The sequence below is a fragment of the Stenotrophomonas sp. FSL W7-1447 genome (assembly GCF_037966425.1).
GTDB classification, from domain to species: Bacteria; Pseudomonadota; Gammaproteobacteria; order Xanthomonadales; family Xanthomonadaceae; genus Stenotrophomonas; species Stenotrophomonas pavanii.
This window is the reverse complement of record NZ_CP150199.1, coordinates 2,136,743-2,152,885: the sequence shown is the minus strand read 5'-3', so window position 1 is coordinate 2,152,885 and position 16,143 is coordinate 2,136,743. Positions and strand designations below refer to the sequence as shown.

Here is a 16,143-nt window from a genome sequence, read left to right as displayed (position 1 = left end):
ATTCCCGGGATTCCTTCTGGATGCGGACAGGCTAAACCTTGCCATCGTGGGAAGGTCAAATCCAGCCTGTCCGCAGTTCCTGAATGGCACCCGGCATCCACGTCCGTGCATGGCCAGATCCACGCATGGCGTGGATCCATCGTCGGCGGCAGCTCGCCTCAGAAGGTGAACACATACTCCAGTGCGAACTCGCGACCGACCGCGCTCAGCAGGCGGGTCGGGGCGAAGTCATAGTCCAGCTTGTACGGGTCCTTGTGGTTCCAGCTGGCCGAATTGAACACGTTGTTGACGTAGACATTGACCTTGGCGTGCTCGGTTACCTGATAGCCCACGTTGACGTTCCAGGTGATGAACGGCCCGACCCGGCCGAAGTAGCGCGAGGTCTGCTGGCCGGCATTGGGGTTCGGGTTCACCGAGCCATCCGGCAGCCGTGCCGGTTCCAGGCAGTTCAGCGACGGACTGTCACTGGGCACGTAACCGTCGGCGAACGGCAGGCAGCCGCCGGGGTTGTCCAGGCGATCGGTGCCCCAGTGGTAACGCACGCCCGGCACCGAGCCGATGCGGTCGGCATAGACGTTGGCGTTCCAGTTGCCGCGTTGCCAGGCCAGGCTCGCGCGCAGCTTGCTGCGCAGGTCGCGGTCGCGGCGTTCCGGATTCGGATCGGCGGCGTAGCGCTGTTCCTTGGTCGAGATCTGGTTGGTGTAGTTCACCCCAAGCTGGAAGCTGCCCCACTGGGCGGTCTCCAGCCGGTAACGCGCGGTCAGGTCGATGCCGCGTACTTCGCGGCTGGCCAGGTTGAACGGGCCGCGCTCGATCGACACCAGCCGGCCACTGCTGTCACGGTTCACGCGGGCCAGGATGCCGGCGCAGTAGTCGCCACCGGCCGGATTGGCCCACGGCGTGCCATCGATGTTCTTGCCGGTCAGGCAGCCGGCCTCGCTGGCCAGCACCTCGTCGGCGCCGACGTCGACGATCATGTCTTCCAGCTTGATCGCCCAGTAGTCGGCGCTGACCGACAGGTTGGGCATCACGTCCCAGACAAAGCCGACCGTCCACGAATCGCCGGTCTCCGAGCGCAGCAGCGGCGTGCCGCGCCGGTTCACGTCGAAGGTGTACCAGACATCGGTGTTGCCCACCCCGCAGTTGTTGACCAGGTAGGCACCGCTCTGGATGCAGCGCAGGCGGTCATAGGTCTGTACTTCGGAACTGCTCGGCTGGCCCAGCAGGTAATGCATGTCCGGCGCATGGAAACTGGTGGCGTACGAGCCACGCACCAGCAGCGATTCGACCGGACGCCATTCCAGGCCAACGTTCCAGGTGGTTTCCTTCTGGCTGCCGATGTCCAGCGCCTGGCTGCTGTCATCGGCCTTGTAGTTGCCGTAGCGGTCGTAGCGCGCGGCTGCGGTGGCGGTCACGCTGTCCAGCAGCGGAATCTTGAACTCGACGCCGGCCGAATAGCGGGTGCGTTCGCCGCCACCGCGGTCAACGTTCTGCAGGTCGAAGTCGATACCGGCGCGCGGGTCCGGGCTGAGGTGATAGCCCTGCTGCGCCACTTCGGCCACGGCGGCGAACGAGATCGGGCCCGCCCAGCCCTGGAACAGCTCACCGGTGATGTCCGCCGAGGCCTGGTTGACCCACGATGACGCGCGGTTCCTCGCCACCGTACCCATCTGCCAGTACTGGTCCGGCGTCAGCGGGTTCCACCAGCGCGACTCGTTCAGCGCGTAGATCGCCTCGCCATCGGCGGTGGTGCCCAGGCGCGGGCCGAGGAAATAGTCGTACGACTTCTGCTCGTCGACCACGTTCTGCCGTTCTTCCACGCGGTAATAGGAACGCCCCACCGTCGCGCTCCAGTCGAAGCGGTCGGCGAGGCGGCCACGCAGGCCGGCGCTCCAGTCCCAGGACAGTTCACGATTGGTGTTGCGCAGCGTATCCAGGCCGCCGACCTCGTTCGGGGTGAACTGGCGCACGCCCAGGATCGGCCGGTTACGGTTGGCGTCCCAGTAATAGCCGTTGGCATCGTCGATCAGCGAGACGCTGGGTGGATTGGTGCCCCAGATCGCTTCGGAGCGGTAGACCGCCAGGTTGGTCCAGGCCTGCAGGTCGCTGCTGAAATCGAAGGTGGCATACAGGTTGCCGGACACGTTCTCGGCACCACCGGTGAGCAGCCAGTTGGCGTAGTCGGCGCTCATGCCGCACAGGCGGCCGGTGTTGGTGATGCGGTTGGCGGCGTAGTTGTAGACCAGTCGATCGGCCGTGTAGTACTCACCGTCGAACTTCTCGCAGGTACCGGTGGGCGGCGCCAGGCGCTGGCCCGTCGTCGGATCGATCAGCGCCAGCCCGGCCGTGGGACGGAAGCCGACCTTGCGCTGCTCCATGTTCCAGGACGCATACGGTGCATCATCGGCATCGTCCATCTGCGGGCGATCACGGCCGAACAACGGATCGCGCTTGGTGTACTGCAACGCATAGGTCACGCTCCAGTTGTCCCCTGTCCTGCCGCCGGCCCAGGACAGGTCCCAGGTATCGCGTCCGCCTTCGGTGGAGGTGCCGCCGCGCACGCGCACTTCGTCACCGTCGTAGTTGGTCTTGAGGATGACGTTGACCACGCCGGCGATCGCATCCGAGCCATAGATGGCCGAGGCGCCACCGGTCAGCACTTCGATCCGCTCCACCGCCGCGGCCGGAATGTTGCCGTAGTTGGAGAAGTTGGTTTCACCGCCGTACGGCAGCGGGTAATCGGCCACGCGGCGGCCGTTGACCAGCAGCAGCGAGCGGTTCGGCCCCATCCCGCGCAGATTCAGCCCGCTGGCGTTGGGCGTGTGCGAACCCCACTGCGAGGCCGCTTCGACGGTACCGGTCGCTTCGGTAAGCGTCTTCAGCGCGTCATACACGCTGACGAAGCCCTCTTTCTGGATCTGCTGCGCGGTGATCACGTTGACCGGGGCCGGGCCTTCGACCGCGGCGCGCTTGATGCGCGAGCCGGTAACGGTGACCGCGTCGAGATCCTGGGTGGAGGGGCTGGCGGCTTCCTGTGCGCTGGCTGCCAGCGGCAACAGGGCCAGGATCAGGGCCTGGGACAGGAGGTGACGACGCTTGTGGACGATCTGAGCCATGGGTGGTTGCTCTTCGAAGATGTGGACGCACGGGCGGACGGTGGCGCGGCACTACGACGGATCCAGGCGCCTGGATCGGTTCACGACCGATACGGCACCTCCCCTGTGGATCGATCCAAACTAAAGCACAGCTGAACTACACCCGGCATGCGGCGATGCAGCAATGACCGGGGGAATGCCGTTAACGGCTCCCTCTACGCAGAACAATCAAAGGGTTGCGAAACATCATTGAGAGACCGGCGCACGAAGACGTGACACGGTCACGACAGCCGCGCGCGGAACGATTTTGTCCGCCCTCAGCGATTCCCCTCACTCGAGCGAGTTGGGACGAAGCGGCCATTTCGGAGGGCGTAGTGGCTCGACGTAACGCCTCCGGGCCCATTACCCCACCACTCGATGGTGAACCCGTCGCCCCGCCAGATGACCGAGGAAAAGTCGGATTCACTGTAGGGTCGCCCTGTGTTCTGGCTGGCGAGGGACACGGATTCGAGGCAGCTGCTGACCAGGATCCTGCCGCGTTCAATGGGCTTCGGCGAGGTCAAATCGTAGACGAACAAACGGATCTCGCGCCCCGCCCCACAGTGCCCCATCGGGTTGGAGGCGTTTGAATCGAACACCTGATACAGCGCACGGAAGCGCTTCTTCCCGATTCGATGTACGCGCGTGTCGACGAACGCGCCAGTAGCAGCAGCGGCTAGCGTCACGCCGTCCAGCACAGCGTCCATGCCGCCTCCCTCCGGTCCGGCCGCCGTCCAGATCAACAGTGGGGGCCGTCCCTCCTCTCCAGCTATTGCGGCGGTGGGCAGCAGACAGAGAAGCAGCAAGAGCAGTCGAGACATGCGGAAGGAGGGCCATTGCCACGGGGAGTGGGACCCACTGTCAACAATCCGCGCTTGATCGTCTACACGGAAACATGGATGCCCCTGCGTTCCGCTGTTTGGCAGACGGACTGGCGATCCGCGCACGTCAGAAGCGTCACTTTTCGGCAACGGGTGCGCGTTCCGCAGCGGGGTCGGAGCCCTTCTGCGAAGGCATCCGACCCCGGCCCTGCGATCAGCCGTCGAGTGCCTGCCGCAATGCGGCCACGGTCGCGGTGCTGGTCTGGCTCCAGTCCGGGTCCAGACCGCGCAGCGCCGGGTTCTGGAACTGCATCGCCGAGCGGCGCAGGCCTTTTGCGGACGCGTGCAGTTCAGTACAGCCACTCCGTCGTGCCACGGTGGCGATGTTGGCCGGCCCCAGGCCCGCACCGGCCATCACCGTGATGCGGCCTGCCGCCTGGGTGACCAGACCGGCGAGCATATCCACGCCCGCTTCGGCGCTGACCTGGCCGCCCGAGGTCAGCACGCGTTGGCAGCCCAGCCCGATCACCTGCTCCAGCGCCGCCGACAGATCGCGGGCCGCATCGAAGGCGCGATGGAAGGTCACCTGCAACGGCCCGGCGGCCTGGACCAGCTCGCGGCAGAGCGCCAGGTCGATGCCACCCTGCACGTCCAGCGCACCGATCACCACGCCATCGCAGCCCAGCGCGCGGCACTGCGCGATGTCACGCAGCATCAGTTCGGTTTCCAGCGCGTCGTAGTGGAAGTCGCCCGGGCGTGGCCGCACCAGCACGAACAGCGGGATCGACAGGCGTTCGCGTGCGATCGCGATGCTGGCGAAGGACGGCGTGGTGCCGCCCTCGGCCAGGTTGTCGAACAGCTCGATGCGGTCGGCGCCGCCGGCCTGCGCGGCCAGCGCCGAGGCCAGCGAATTGCTGGCGACCTCCAGGGTCAGCCGCGTGCTCACGCCTGGCTGCTCGTGTAGATCGACGGCGAGTCGCGCAGGTCATCCTGGCGCTGCGCATCGCACACCGCGTAGACGAAGCCGCGATGCAGCGCGTAGGCACCGACCTCGCCCTGCTTGTTCATCGCCAGGAAGCAGACCTGCAAGGTCTTGCTCGCTTCAGGCCGCTTGCGTACGACGCGGTCGATCGCCTCGCGGCAGGCCTGCGCCGGCGAACGCCCCTGGCGCATCAGCTCGACCACCAGGAACGAGGCGGCGTTGCGGATCATCTCCTCGCCCACGCCCGAGGCAGTGGCCGCTCCGACGTCGTTGTCGACATACAGGCCAGCACCGATGATCGGGCTGTCGCCGACCCGGCCGTGCAGCTTCCAGGCCATGCCACTGGTGGTGCACGCACCGGCCAGGCGGCCTTGGGCATCCAGCGCCAGCATGCCGATGGTGTCGTGGTTGTCGCTGTTACCGGGAATACCTCGCCGCTCGGCGTTGATCTGCGGCTGGTACTTCTCGGTCTTCAGCCACTCGCGCCAGGCCGCTTCGGCCTGCGGGGTCAGCAGATGCTTGCGCTCGAATCCCTGCTGCACCGCGAACTGCTGCGCGCCCTCGCCGACCAGCAGCACGTGCGGGCTGTTCTCCATCACTTTGCGGGCCACCGACACCGGATGCAGGATGTCGACCAGCGCGGCCACCGCGCCACAACGGCCATCGCCATCCATGATGCTCGCGTCCAGGCTGAGCACGCCGTCGCGATCAGGGTTGCCGCAATGGCCGACGGTGGGGTTGCACAGCTCGCTTTCGGCCCAGCGTGCGCCCGCTTCCACCGCATCCAGCGCGCTGCCGCCCTGCGCCAGCACCTTCCATGCGGCCTGGTTGGCCGGCACGCCGAAGTCCCAGGTGGAAACCACCCTGGCCCCACCCTGCGTGCGTGCATGCACGCCCGGCAAGGCCGCCATGCCCGCGGCCAGTGCACCGGCCTGCAGGAACTGCCTGCGATCCACCATCTTCCCCTCCCAGTCTGCAATGCGCGGCCGGCCCGATGCCGGCCCCGACGATCAGTCGTGCGTGGGCTGCCGTGCGGCGTGCCAGACCGCTGCGCCGAGCACGCCCAGCTGGCCGTGCTCCACGCGCCATACCGGCACCTGGCGCAGCACCTTGGTCAGCACGCCCTTGTTGAGGAAGCGCTCACGGAAGCGGCCATCGGCCAGGAAATCCTGCACATGTGCGGAAATGCCCCCGGCCAGGTACACCGAACGCGCACCGACGGCGATCGCTGCGTCGCCGGCCAGGCTGCCCAGCCAGGCACAGAACACCTGCAGCGTCTCCACCGCCAGGGCATCCTCGCCGCTGCGCGCGGCGCCGATCAGTGCCTCGGTGCTGCTCCACACCGGGGTGACGCCGCGCAACTCGCACAGGCACGGATACAGGTTCATCAGGCCACTGCCGGACAGCACGCGCTCGTTGTCCACATGCGGCCAGCGCTGCAGCAGCTTGCCCAGCACCTGCAGTTCCAGCGCATTGCCGGCGCCGAGCGCGGCATGACCGATCTCGCTGGCCAGCACCGGGCGCTCGCCATCGGCGAAGCGCAGCGCAGCGCCCAGGCCGGTACCGGCGCCCAGCACCAGTGCCGGGAACGCCTGCGCCGGATCCGCGTCGCCATTCAGCGGCACCAGCGTGTCGGGCTGAAGGAAGGGAATGGCCAACGCCACCGCCTCGAAATCATTGATCAGCTGCAGTTCGCGCAGCCCGGACTGCGCGCGCGTGGCTGCGAGCGACACCGTCCACGGCAGGTTGGAATTGATCAGCACGTCGCCATCGAGCAGGCCGGCGATGGCGACCACTGCGGTCTGCACCGGCTGGCCGAGGCCTGCGGTGAAGTCAGCCAGGATCGCGGCCAGGCTGGGATGCTCGGCACAGGCATAGGTGCGGTGGCTGCCCAACGACGGCGCCCTGCCAGGTGCGGTTTCAGCCAGCGCAAGGCGGGCGAAGGTGCCGCCAACATCGGCGACGACCAGGCGGCGCGGAAAACCGCCGCAGGTGGAGTCGGAGGAAACCGGGGACGCTGCTGCGATGGTCACGCTGGCCTGCTTGGATCGATTGAATCGCCCCGATTCTCAGGCATCGGGGCCGCTTTGCCTAGCGCGACGGCGGTTCAGGTTGGCCTACATGCCTTCCTGCTCGGCCACCTGCACGCCGTCCACCAGCACGCGCAGTCGTTGCGGGCGGAAGCCGGCGAACAACAGCGGCCGGGTGCGCTCGACCAGCACTTCGTGGCCGGCGATATGTCGCAGCCACGACTGTACCAGCGAGAACGAGAAGTGGGTGCCCGGATGCAGCGGATGCTGCACCCAGACTTTCTCGGTGGCGCTCTGCAGCAGCATCGCGCCGGTGAACCAGTGGCGGCTGAGGGTGACCGGCGTGGTGCCGGCCATGAAGCGGATATCCATGCGGGGTCCTTTCGCTGGAACGGTGGTGCGGGATCAGGGCTGGGCGGCCTGCAGGCTGTAGCGGGTGGTCGCGGTGAACACCGCGCCATCGGGCTGGGTGGAGCGTACCTCAACCTTGTGGCTGCCCACCGCCAGGTCGGTCGGCAGCGCACCGCGCCAGAGGTGCGGCGATGCGGTGGCCTCCGGTGAGCGGTCGTAGCCGCGCAGGCTGTCGGCAAGGTCGTCGGCCACGTTCTCCACCATCAGGCGCGGATCGGGCTGGCTGACCTGCTTCATCGGCTGCCAGGCGCCACCATCGACGCGGTACTCGACCACGCTGGCATCTTCGCCCATGTACACGTTGGCGTACACGCCCCACGCCGGGTAGGCCCCCTGGCGCAGCACCTTGGGTGCATGCAGGCCGATCTGCTCGCTGGCCGGCTTGCCCGCCACCCGGTACTGCAACCGGTAGCTGCCGTTGCCGGCCACGTCGAGCAGCGCATAGCCCTTCGGCGTGCCATCGCTCATCGTGCTGTCCGGCACGCCGGCGGCATTCTTCACCCCGGACCAGAACGCACCGCAGTTGGCCCCGACGTTGTACTCATGCAGCGGCTTGTCGCCGTTCCAGCCGTCGGCCTTGCCGTGGTAGACGTGCTGCTGGGTGTGGCTGTGCCCGCTGAGCACCAGCACGTTGCGGAAGTCCTTCAGCAGGTCGAACAGGCGCTGGCGGTCGGCGTGGCGGAAGGTCTCCCGCCCCGGTGCCGCGTCGAACAGCGGGATGTGCATGCCCAGCACCAGCAGGCGGTCCTTGTGCAGGCCCTTCAGGTAGCTGGCGAGGAAGGCGAACTGGTCTTCGCGCAGGCCACCGACGTACTTCGGGCTGGCCTTGGGGTCATACACCACGTCGTCCAGGAACACGAAACTGGCGCCGCCCTCTTCCACCGCGTAGGTGTCCGGGCCATAGATGTTGCGCCAGCTGTCCAGCGAATGCGCATCGCTGGCCGCATCGAAGTCGAGGTCGTGGTTGCCCGGCACATGGAACCACGGCACGCCGAGTTCGGTGGTGACCCTGTTGATCGCCGGGTACAGGGTAAGGTCGTCGTTGACGATGTCGCCCAGGGTGGTGCCCATGCGTGCTTTGGTCTGCCCGACCAGCGGAGCCACGATCGACTGCTGGTAGTAGCCGATGTCCTTCAGGCTGGCGGTCTGCGAATCAGTGAACACCAGCATCTGGAAGCCACGACGGCTGTCATGGCGGTCCGACTGCAGGGCGAAATCCCAGTTGCGGGTGACGTCGCCGGTCGCGGCGATGCCGCCGTACTTCAGCGCCGGCGAGCCGCTCGGGCGATAGTGGCGCCAGAACGAGGGCAGGCCATCGGCCGCCTTCGGGAAGGCGTAGGCATCGGGCTTGATCACGAATACGGTCTGGCCGTCGCGCACCGGCAGGCTGTAGCTGCCGTCAGCGGCAGTCTTGACGATGGTCTCGCCGTTGGAAACCTGCACCCCGGCCAGGCCCGGATCGGTCGCACCGCGGCCAGGCTTGCCGTCACGCTCCAGATACACCTTGCCGGTGACCACGGTGTCCGCGGCCCAGGCCGGCGAGGTCAGCAACAGGCAGCACAGCCAGGCGGCAGGCAGTTTCATGGGAGAGATCCGGCAAAAAGAGACGCGGTATTGTAGAGCCCCGCCACGCTCGGCTGCATTTCCGGCACTACCACACTTCAGCGATGGCGTTTTTCCAGTACTGCCCGCGCATCATCCAGCGACAGCCCGCGCGCGCGCAGCAGCACCAGCAGGTGGTACAGCAGGTCCGAGGCCTCGCCCAGCAGCGCCGCATCGTCCTGCGCCACCGCCGCCAGGGCGGTCTCCACGCCCTCCTCGCCCACCTTCTGCGCGATGCGGCGGATGCCACCCTCGAACAGGCTGGTCGTATAGCTGCCGGGCGGGCGCTGCGCCTCGCGCATGGCCACCAGCTGGCCCAGCCCGCCCAGGAAATCCTTCGGCGCCTGGTCGAAACAGCTCTCTGCACCGGTGTGGCAGGTCGGCCCCGCCGGGCGTGCCGTCACCAGCAGCGTATCGGCATCGCAGTCGACACGGATCGATTGCACCACCAGTACGTTGCCGGACTGCTCGCCCTTGGTCCACAGCCGTTGCTTGCTGCGGCTGAAAAAGGTCATGTGACCGATGGCCAGCGTGGCGGCCAGTGATTCGGCACTGACATACCCGAGCATCAGCACCTGCAGGGTGTCGGCATCCTGCACCACCGCCGGCAGCAGGCCGTCGCCCTTGCCCCAGTCCAGCGCCTGCAACGCGTCCAGAGAGGGCCTCACTTCAATAGACATCCCGCACCTCGATCTGCTGTGCGCGCAGGTAGCGCTTCAATTCCGGAATGGCGATCGCGCCGCTGTGGAACACACTGGCGGCCAGCGCGCCGTCGACGTCGGCCTGGTCGAAGGCTTCGGCGAAATGCTCCATCGCACCGGCACCGCCGGAGGCGATCAGCGGCACCTGGCACAGGGTCCGCGCCTGCTGCAGCTGCGCGACGTCGTAGCCGCGGCGCACGCCATCGCTGTCCATGCAGTTCAGTACGATCTCGCCCGCGCCACGCCGTTGTGCTTCGACGATCCAGTCCAGGGTGCGCAGCGGCACCGCCTGGGTCTTGTCCGGATCGCCGCTGAAACGACGCACCCGCCACTGCCCGTCGGCCTCGCGCACCGAATCGACGCCCACCACAACGCACTGCACGCCAAACTCGTCCGCCAGCTCGGTGATCAGCTCCGGCCGGCCCAGCGCCGGCGAATTGATCGACACCTTGTCGGCACCGGCAAACAGCACGCGGCGCGCGGTTTCGACGCTGTCGATGCCACCGGCCACGCAGAACGGAATGTCGATCAGGCGCGCGATGCGCTCGATCCACGCCACGTCCACCGAACGCGCTTCGGGACTGGCGCCGATGTCATAGAACACCAGCTCGTCCGCGCCCTGGTCGCGATAGCGCTGCGCCAACTCGGCGATGTCGCCCATGTCGACGTGGTCGCGGAAGCGCACGCCCTTGACCACGCGGCCGTCGCGCACGTCCAGGCAGGGGATGATGCGGCGGCTCAACATGCCAGCGCCTCCGCCAGGTCCATGCGCTGCTCCAGCAGCGCCTTGCCGAGAATCGCACCGCCACAGCCAGCGGCACGGGCCTCGGCCACATCGGCCACGTCACGGATGCCGCCGGACGCCTGCACCGCCACGCCCGGCAGCAATGCCGACAGGTGCTGGTAGAGGCCGATGTTGGGCCCGGCCAGCATGCCATCGCGGGCGATGTCGGTGCACAGCAGGTGGCGCATGCCGGCGCGCGCGTAGCGCTGGGCCAGCTCGTCCAGCGTCACCCCGGCATTTTCGGTCCAGCCGTGCACCGGCAGCTGCCATTGCCCCTGTGCATCCTGGCGCGCGTCGAGCGCGATCGTGATGCGCTCGGCACCAAACTCCCCCAGCCAGCCGACCACTTCGTCGGGGCGGCGCACCGCCAGCGAACCGACCACCACGCGGCCGGCACCAGCGTCGAGGATGCGCGCCACGTCGTCACGGCCTCGCACGCCACCGCCGGTCTGCACCTGGAGTGGCGTGTGCGCACGGATCGCCGCGAGCAGCGGCGCCAGCGTGTAGCCCCCGGCGCGGGCGGCATCCAGGTCGACCAGGTGCATCCATTGCGCGCCCTGCGCGGCGAAGGCCTGCGCGCGCGGCAACGGGTCATCGCCATAGGAGGTTTCCTGCGCATAGTCGCCCTGGCGCAGGCGCACCACGCGGCCATCACGGATATCCAGCGCGGGGTAGACGATGAAACTCATGCAGCAGTGCCCTCAAGGAAATTGCGCAGCATCAGCGAACCGGTTTCGCCGGAGCGCTCGGGATGGAACTGCGCGCCGTAGTAGCGGCCCTGCTCCACCACGGCAGTGAACAGGCCGCCATGGTCGCAGGCAGCCACCGTGTGGGTGTTCAGTGGCGCCGCATAGCTGTGCACGAAGTAGGCGCTGGCGCGCTCGGGTACGCCGCGCAGCAGCAGCGACTCACGCAGCGGCAGCAGGCGGTTCCAGCCCATGTGCGGCACGCGGATGCCACAGGCCGGCACCAGCTTGCGCACCACCCCGGGAATCAGTCCCAATGTCTCCACGCCGGCCTCTTCGGAGCGCTCGAACAGCAGCTGCATGCCCAGGCAGATGCCCATCAGCGGCACCTCCAGCCGCTGCAGCGGTTCCACCAGGCCCTGCGCATGCAGGCGCTGCATGCCGGGACCGGCGGCGCCGACGCCGGGCAGGATCACCCGCTGCGCACCGGCCAGGCCGTCCGCATCGCGCACCAGCCGCACCGTCGCGCCCAGGCGCTCCAGTGCGTAGCGCACCGAACCGAGGTTGGCGCCACCGGCATCGATCAGCGCAACGTCGCTCACAGCGCCCCCTTGGTGCTCGGCAGCGCCGTGCCCTGGCGGGCCAGCGCCGGGCGCAGTGCGCGCGCCAATGCCTTGAAGCAGGCCTCTACCTTGTGGTGATCGTTGTCACCGCGCACCTGCAGGTTGAGGTTCAGGCCGCTGGCATCGCACAGCGAGCGGAAGAAATGCGGCACCAGCTCGGTGGGCATGTCACCCACCCGCTCGCGCTTGAACTCGCCCTCGAACACGAAATATGGCCGGCCACTGAAGTCCAGCGCTGCGCTGGCCAGCGTCTCGTCCATCGGCAGCGTGAAACCGTAGCGGCCGATGCCGCGCTTGTCGCCCAGCGCCTCGCGCAGGGCCTGGCCCAGGGCCAGCCCGGTGTCTTCGATGGTGTGGTGCTCGTCGATGTGCAGGTCGCCCTCGGCCTGGATGTCCAGCGCGAAGCCGCCGTGCTTGCCGATCTGTTCCAGCATGTGGTCGAAGAACGGCAATCCGGTGGAGATGCGTGCATCACCGGCACGGTCCAGGTCCAGTTCCACGCGGATCTTAGTTTCTTTCGTGTTGCGCTGGACCACGGCGGTACGCGGTGCGTCGGCCAGCGCGTGGGCAATGCCCGGCCAGTCCCACTCGCCACCGAACTGCTCGGTGCGCAGCTGGAAGCCCCGGATGTTGAGGTTGTCGGCGAACTGCAGGTCGGTGATGCGGTCGCCGACCATGCCCGAGCGCGCCCAGTCGATGCTGCGGTCCTGCAGGTAAGCCGTCATCAGTCCGATGCCCGGCTTGCGGGTCGGCGCATTGTCGTGCGGCCAGCTGCAGTCGATCAGCACGTCACGGAACGTGATGCCCTGGCTTTCGAAGATCTGCAGCATCAGGTCGTTGGGGCCGTCGAAGCTGGCACGCGGGTAGCTGTCGCTGCCGAGGCCGTCCTGGTTGGTGACGATCACGAACTGATAGCCGGCGTCGCGCAGCTTCAGCAGCGCCGGGATCACCTGCGGCACGAAGCGCAGCTTTTCGTAGGCGTCGATCTGGAAATCGGACGGCTCTTCGATGAGGGTGCCGTCGCGGTCGATGAACAGGATCGGGGTCATGCTGCGGCCCTCCGCGCCGACAGGGCCGCAAGCACGCGGTCATTCTCTTCGGGACTGCCGATGCTGATGCGCAGTGCATCACCCAGTTGCGGCGCGGCGCGCTGGTCGCGCACCACCACGCCTGCGTCCAGCAGCGTATCGAATGCGGCCTGGGCGTCGGCGAAGCGCGCCAGCAGGTAGTTGCCTGCCGAGGCGTATACCCGGCGCACGCCGGGCAGGCCGGCCAGGGCTGCACGCAGGCGCTCGCGCTCGGCGATCACCGTCGCCACCCGCTCGGCGGTGCGCGCCAGCGCGTCGGGTTGCAGTGCCTGCACGGCCAGTTCGGCGCACGGGGTCGGCACCGGGTACGGCGCCTGGCAGCGGCGCAGCACGGCAATCAGCTCCGGTGCGGCGATCAGGGTTCCAATGCGGGCCGCGGCCAGCGCATGCGCCTTCGACAGCGTGCGCAGCACCGCCAGGTTGGCGTGCGCGGCCAGCAACGTCGTCGCCGACGGGCGCTGCGCGTATTCCACATACGCCTCGTCCACCACGACCAGCGCCTGTCCGCGCAGCGCAACGGCCACGCGCTCGACGTCGTCCAGCGCGATGTCACTGCCGGCCGGGTTCGACGGCGCGCACAGGAACACCAGCGTGGCATTGCGGGCCTTGGCCGCGTCGATCACCGCATCCAGGTCGGTGCGCAGGCCATCCTCGCTGTCCACCAGCGGCACTTCAATCAGTGCAGCCCCCTGCAGCCGCGCGCACACTGCGTACATGCCGAACACCGGCGGCGTGACCAGCACGCCATCGCGGCCCGGCACGCACAGGGCGCGCACCAGCAGGTCAATGGCTTCGTCGCTGCCACGACCGATCAGCAGCTGTTGCGCCTGCACGCCATACAGCTTGGCAAGGCCCTCGCGCAGTGCCAGCGGCTGCGGCTCCGGATAGCGTCGGCTGCTGCCCGCGGCATCGGCCGGATTGGCCCAGGCCGACTCGTTGGCATTCAACCAGACTTCGCCCTGCACCGCCGCGCTGCGCGCCGAACTGTAGCCGGCGAACGCCTGCAGGTCCGGGCGCACCAGCGCCAGCACGTCCTCGATCGCCGCGCTCATGCCGCCGCCTCCATGCGCAATGCCACCGCACGCTCGTGGGCATCCAGGCCTTCGGCGCTGGCGATGATGCGCGCGCAGCCGCCAATCGCCGCCAGGCCGGCGGCGCTGGCGCTCTGCACGCTGATCAGGTTCTGGAAACTGGCCACGCTGACACCGCTGTAGGCGCGCGCGGCACCGGCGGTGGGCAGCACGTGGTTGGTGCCGCTGCAGTAGTCGCCCAATGCCTCGGGGGTGTAATCCCCCAGGAACACCGAGCCGGCTGCCTGCACCTTGTCCAGCCACGCGCGCGGTTCACGCAGGGCCAGGATCAGGTGCTCGGGCGCATAGCGGTTGCTGATCGCGAACGCCTCGGCCAACGCATCGACCAGGATCAGCCGCGACGCCGACAAGGCCTGCCGTGCGATCTGCTGGCGCGGCAGCAGGGCGACCTGGCGCTCCACTTCGGCTTCGACCGCGGCCAGCATCGCCGCATCGTCGGTCAGCAGCAGCACCTGCGAATCCGGGCCGTGCTCGGCCTGCGACAGCAGGTCGGCGGCGACGAACGCTGGATTGGCGCCGGCATCGGCGATCACCAGCACTTCCGAGGGACCGGCCGGCATGTCGATGGCGGCGGCGCCGTCCTGTGCGACCTGCTGCTTGGCTTCGGTCACGAAGCTGTTGCCCGGCCCGAACAGCTTGTCGCAGGCCGGAATGCTGGCCGTGCCATAGGCCATCGCGGCGATCGCCTGCGCACCGCCCAGCTTGAACACGCGTTGCACGCCGGTCAGCCGCGCGGCCACCAGCACCGCCGGATCAGCCGTGCCATCGGCACGCGGCGGCGTGCACAGCACCACCTGCGGGCAGCCGGCCAGCTGCGCCGGCACGCCCAGCATCAGCGCGGTGGACGGCAGCGGCGCGCTGCCGGCCGGCACGTAGAGCCCTACCCGTCCGATCGGACGCAGCATGCGTTCGCAGACCACCCCCGGCGCGGTCTCCACCGCGTATCCCTTGCCCATGCCGGCGGCGTGGAAGCGGGCGATGCGCTCGGCGGCGTCCACCATGGCCTGGCGCAATTCGGCGGGCACGGCGGCTTCTGCAGCGGCGAATTCGGCTTCGCTCACTTCAAAGGACGACAGCTCGACACCATCGAAACGCGCGGTGATCGCACGCAGCGCGTCGTCGCCCTGCGCACGCACCTGCGCGATCAGCGCAGCCACCGCGTCGCGGGTCTGCTGCGCCACGGTCTGCACCGGGCGGGTCAGCGCGGCGCGGCGCGCGGTTTCATCAAGTCGGGACCAGGTCAGACGGTTCATGCCAGCGACCGCTCCACGCTCAACACCATCAGGCCCTGCGCGCCGGCGCGCTCGAGCTCTTCCATGCGCTGCCAGCTCAGCGGGCCCGGGCACATGGTCTGCAGGCGCAGCGCGCCGCCATCGGCCGGCAGCCGCACCAGCGGCTCGGCATCGGCCAGCAGCTGCGCCAGCGCGTCGACGCGATCCTCGCTGGCGCGGAACATCAGCAGCTTGCGGTCCTGGCGCTGCACCACGCCGTCGAGGCGGCGCAGCAGCATCGCGCGCAGCGATGCGCGCGCATCATCCGGCACGCGCACCGCACCGGCCAGCACCGCCTCGCTGTCGAGCAGGTTGTGCACCGGGGTCAGCTGATTGGCGCGCAGTGTCGCGCCACTGGACACCAGATCGCAGATCAGGTCGGCCGTCCCCAGGCGCGGGGCGATTTCCACCGAACCGGACAGCTCGACCACCTGTGCATCCACGTTCTGCTCGGCCAGCCACTGCTTGAGGATGGCCGGGTAGCTGGTGGCGATGCGGGTACCGGCCAGCTGCGCCGGTCCCTGCCACTGCCACTCCTCGGGCACTGCCAGCATCAGCCGGCACTGGCCAAAGCCCAGCCCGCGCAACGCCTGGTAGGCATCGGGCAGCCCGATCTGGCGCCGCGCCGCGGCCTGCTCGTCCAGCTCGTTGCGGCCCACGATGCCGAGATCACAGACGCCGTCGGCGATCAGGCCGGGGATGTCGTCGTCGCGCACCAGCAGCAGGTCCACCGGCAGCGATTCGCCATAGCAGAACAGCTTGTCGCGGCTCTCACGCCAGCTCAGGCCACACGCGCTGAGCAGGTTGCGGGCGGGCTCGGCCAGCCGGCCGCTCTTCTGGATGGCGATACGCAGCCGGTCTCGTGCCGGCGCTGCCTGGGTTGCACTCATGGGGGAGGTCTCGAAGTTCGGAACGGGGC

General features: G+C 68.4%; 15 protein-coding genes. All 15 read right to left on the bottom strand.

Going from position 1 to position 16,143, the window contains the following annotated elements; all coding sequences use genetic code 11:
* Positions 1 to 158: 158 nt before the first annotated feature.
* Positions 159 to 3,116, bottom strand: a complete 2,958-nt coding sequence (locus tag NSQ78_RS10190; protein WP_057494487.1) for a TonB-dependent receptor — start codon at positions 3,114 to 3,116, stop codon at positions 159 to 161.
* 296 nt (positions 3,117 to 3,412) lie between these two features.
* Positions 3,413 to 3,841, bottom strand: a complete 429-nt coding sequence (locus NSQ78_RS10185) for a hypothetical protein (RefSeq protein ID WP_080473124.1) — start codon at positions 3,839 to 3,841, stop codon at positions 3,413 to 3,415.
* Positions 3,842 to 4,169: 328 nt separating this feature from the next.
* Positions 4,170 to 4,901 carry a copper homeostasis protein CutC gene (locus NSQ78_RS10180; protein WP_064238373.1) on the bottom strand — a complete coding sequence of 244 codons (732 nt, stop codon included), beginning with the start codon at positions 4,899 to 4,901 and terminating at the stop codon, positions 4,170 to 4,172.
* Positions 4,898 to 5,896, bottom strand: coding sequence for a N(4)-(beta-N-acetylglucosaminyl)-L-asparaginase (locus NSQ78_RS10175; protein WP_064238371.1), 999 nt, complete (start codon positions 5,894 to 5,896; stop codon positions 4,898 to 4,900). Before NSQ78_RS10175 ends, NSQ78_RS10180 begins: the two co-directional genes overlap by 4 nt.
* A gap of 51 nt (positions 5,897 to 5,947) precedes the next feature.
* The gene (locus NSQ78_RS10170) at positions 5,948 to 6,970 is read right to left on the bottom strand and encodes a glucokinase (RefSeq protein WP_064238369.1); all 1,023 of its coding nucleotides are present in this window, start codon (positions 6,968 to 6,970) and stop codon (positions 5,948 to 5,950) included.
* An 84-nt stretch (positions 6,971 to 7,054) separates the two neighbouring features.
* Entirely contained in the window at positions 7,055 to 7,339 is a 285-nt protein-coding gene (locus NSQ78_RS10165) for a hypothetical protein (protein WP_005409434.1), read from the bottom strand.
* Between the two features lie 33 nt (positions 7,340 to 7,372).
* On the bottom strand, positions 7,373 to 8,962 hold the full coding sequence (locus NSQ78_RS10160) for a calcineurin-like phosphoesterase family protein (protein WP_064238366.1): 1,590 nt from the start codon (positions 8,960 to 8,962) through the stop codon (positions 7,373 to 7,375).
* Positions 8,963 to 9,039: 77 nt separating this feature from the next.
* Positions 9,040 to 9,660: a bifunctional phosphoribosyl-AMP cyclohydrolase/phosphoribosyl-ATP diphosphatase HisIE gene (gene hisIE, locus NSQ78_RS10155; RefSeq protein ID WP_064238364.1), complete on the bottom strand. Its 621-nt coding sequence runs from the start codon at positions 9,658 to 9,660 to the stop codon at positions 9,040 to 9,042.
* Positions 9,650 to 10,426 (bottom strand): imidazole glycerol phosphate synthase subunit HisF, encoded by a 777-nt coding sequence (gene hisF, locus NSQ78_RS10150; protein ID WP_064238362.1) that lies wholly within the window; start codon positions 10,424 to 10,426, stop codon positions 9,650 to 9,652. Before hisF ends, hisIE begins: the two co-directional genes overlap by 11 nt.
* Positions 10,420 to 11,154 (bottom strand): 1-(5-phosphoribosyl)-5-[(5-phosphoribosylamino)methylideneamino]imidazole-4-carboxamide isomerase, encoded by a 735-nt coding sequence (gene hisA / locus NSQ78_RS10145; RefSeq protein WP_049471326.1) that lies wholly within the window; start codon positions 11,152 to 11,154, stop codon positions 10,420 to 10,422. Before hisA ends, hisF begins: the two co-directional genes overlap by 7 nt.
* The gene (gene hisH, locus NSQ78_RS10140) at positions 11,151 to 11,753 is read right to left on the bottom strand and encodes an imidazole glycerol phosphate synthase subunit HisH (RefSeq protein ID WP_049471324.1); all 603 of its coding nucleotides are present in this window, start codon (positions 11,751 to 11,753) and stop codon (positions 11,151 to 11,153) included. The genes hisA and hisH overlap by 4 nt, the downstream gene beginning before the upstream one ends.
* The gene (gene hisB / locus NSQ78_RS10135) at positions 11,750 to 12,823 is read right to left on the bottom strand and encodes a bifunctional histidinol-phosphatase/imidazoleglycerol-phosphate dehydratase HisB (protein ID WP_053462805.1); all 1,074 of its coding nucleotides are present in this window, start codon (positions 12,821 to 12,823) and stop codon (positions 11,750 to 11,752) included. The genes hisH and hisB overlap by 4 nt, the downstream gene beginning before the upstream one ends.
* Positions 12,820 to 13,914, bottom strand: a complete 1,095-nt coding sequence (gene hisC / locus NSQ78_RS10130; protein ID WP_064238360.1) for a histidinol-phosphate transaminase — start codon at positions 13,912 to 13,914, stop codon at positions 12,820 to 12,822. The genes hisB and hisC overlap by 4 nt, the downstream gene beginning before the upstream one ends.
* A complete protein-coding gene (gene hisD, locus NSQ78_RS10125) occupies positions 13,911 to 15,206 on the bottom strand; it encodes a histidinol dehydrogenase (protein WP_049471319.1) in 1,296 nt (431 codons plus the stop codon). Before hisD ends, hisC begins: the two co-directional genes overlap by 4 nt.
* Entirely contained in the window at positions 15,203 to 16,114 is a 912-nt protein-coding gene (gene hisG / locus NSQ78_RS10120) for an ATP phosphoribosyltransferase (RefSeq protein ID WP_021202834.1), read from the bottom strand. Before hisG ends, hisD begins: the two co-directional genes overlap by 4 nt.
* Positions 16,115 to 16,143: the final 29 nt, after the last annotated feature.

Excerpts from the sequence above, each read along its gene's own strand:
- hisD (WP_049471319.1), bottom strand. The coding sequence starts at position 15,206 with ATGAACCGTCTGACCTGGTCCCGACTTGATGAAACCGCGCGCCGCGCC.
- hisG (WP_021202834.1), bottom strand. The coding sequence starts at position 16,114 with ATGAGTGCAACCCAGGCAGCGCCGGCACGAGACCGGCTGCGTATCGCC.
- NSQ78_RS10190 (WP_057494487.1), bottom strand. The coding sequence starts at position 3,116 with ATGGCTCAGATCGTCCACAAGCGTCGTCACCTCCTGTCCCAGGCCCTG.
- hisA (WP_049471326.1), bottom strand. The coding sequence starts at position 11,154 with ATGAGTTTCATCGTCTACCCCGCGCTGGATATCCGTGATGGCCGCGTG.
- NSQ78_RS10160 (WP_064238366.1), bottom strand. The coding sequence starts at position 8,962 with ATGAAACTGCCTGCCGCCTGGCTGTGCTGCCTGTTGCTGACCTCGCCG.
- hisB (WP_053462805.1), bottom strand. The coding sequence starts at position 12,823 with ATGACCCCGATCCTGTTCATCGACCGCGACGGCACCCTCATCGAAGAG.
- NSQ78_RS10165 (WP_005409434.1), bottom strand. The coding sequence starts at position 7,339 with ATGGATATCCGCTTCATGGCCGGCACCACGCCGGTCACCCTCAGCCGC.
- NSQ78_RS10175 (WP_064238371.1), bottom strand. The coding sequence starts at position 5,896 with ATGGTGGATCGCAGGCAGTTCCTGCAGGCCGGTGCACTGGCCGCGGGC.
- NSQ78_RS10185 (WP_080473124.1), bottom strand. The coding sequence starts at position 3,841 with ATGGACGCTGTGCTGGACGGCGTGACGCTAGCCGCTGCTGCTACTGGC.
- hisIE (WP_064238364.1), bottom strand. The coding sequence starts at position 9,660 with ATGTCTATTGAAGTGAGGCCCTCTCTGGACGCGTTGCAGGCGCTGGAC.
- hisF (WP_064238362.1), bottom strand. The coding sequence starts at position 10,426 with ATGTTGAGCCGCCGCATCATCCCCTGCCTGGACGTGCGCGACGGCCGC.
- hisC (WP_064238360.1), bottom strand. The coding sequence starts at position 13,914 with ATGAGCGCGGCGATCGAGGACGTGCTGGCGCTGGTGCGCCCGGACCTG.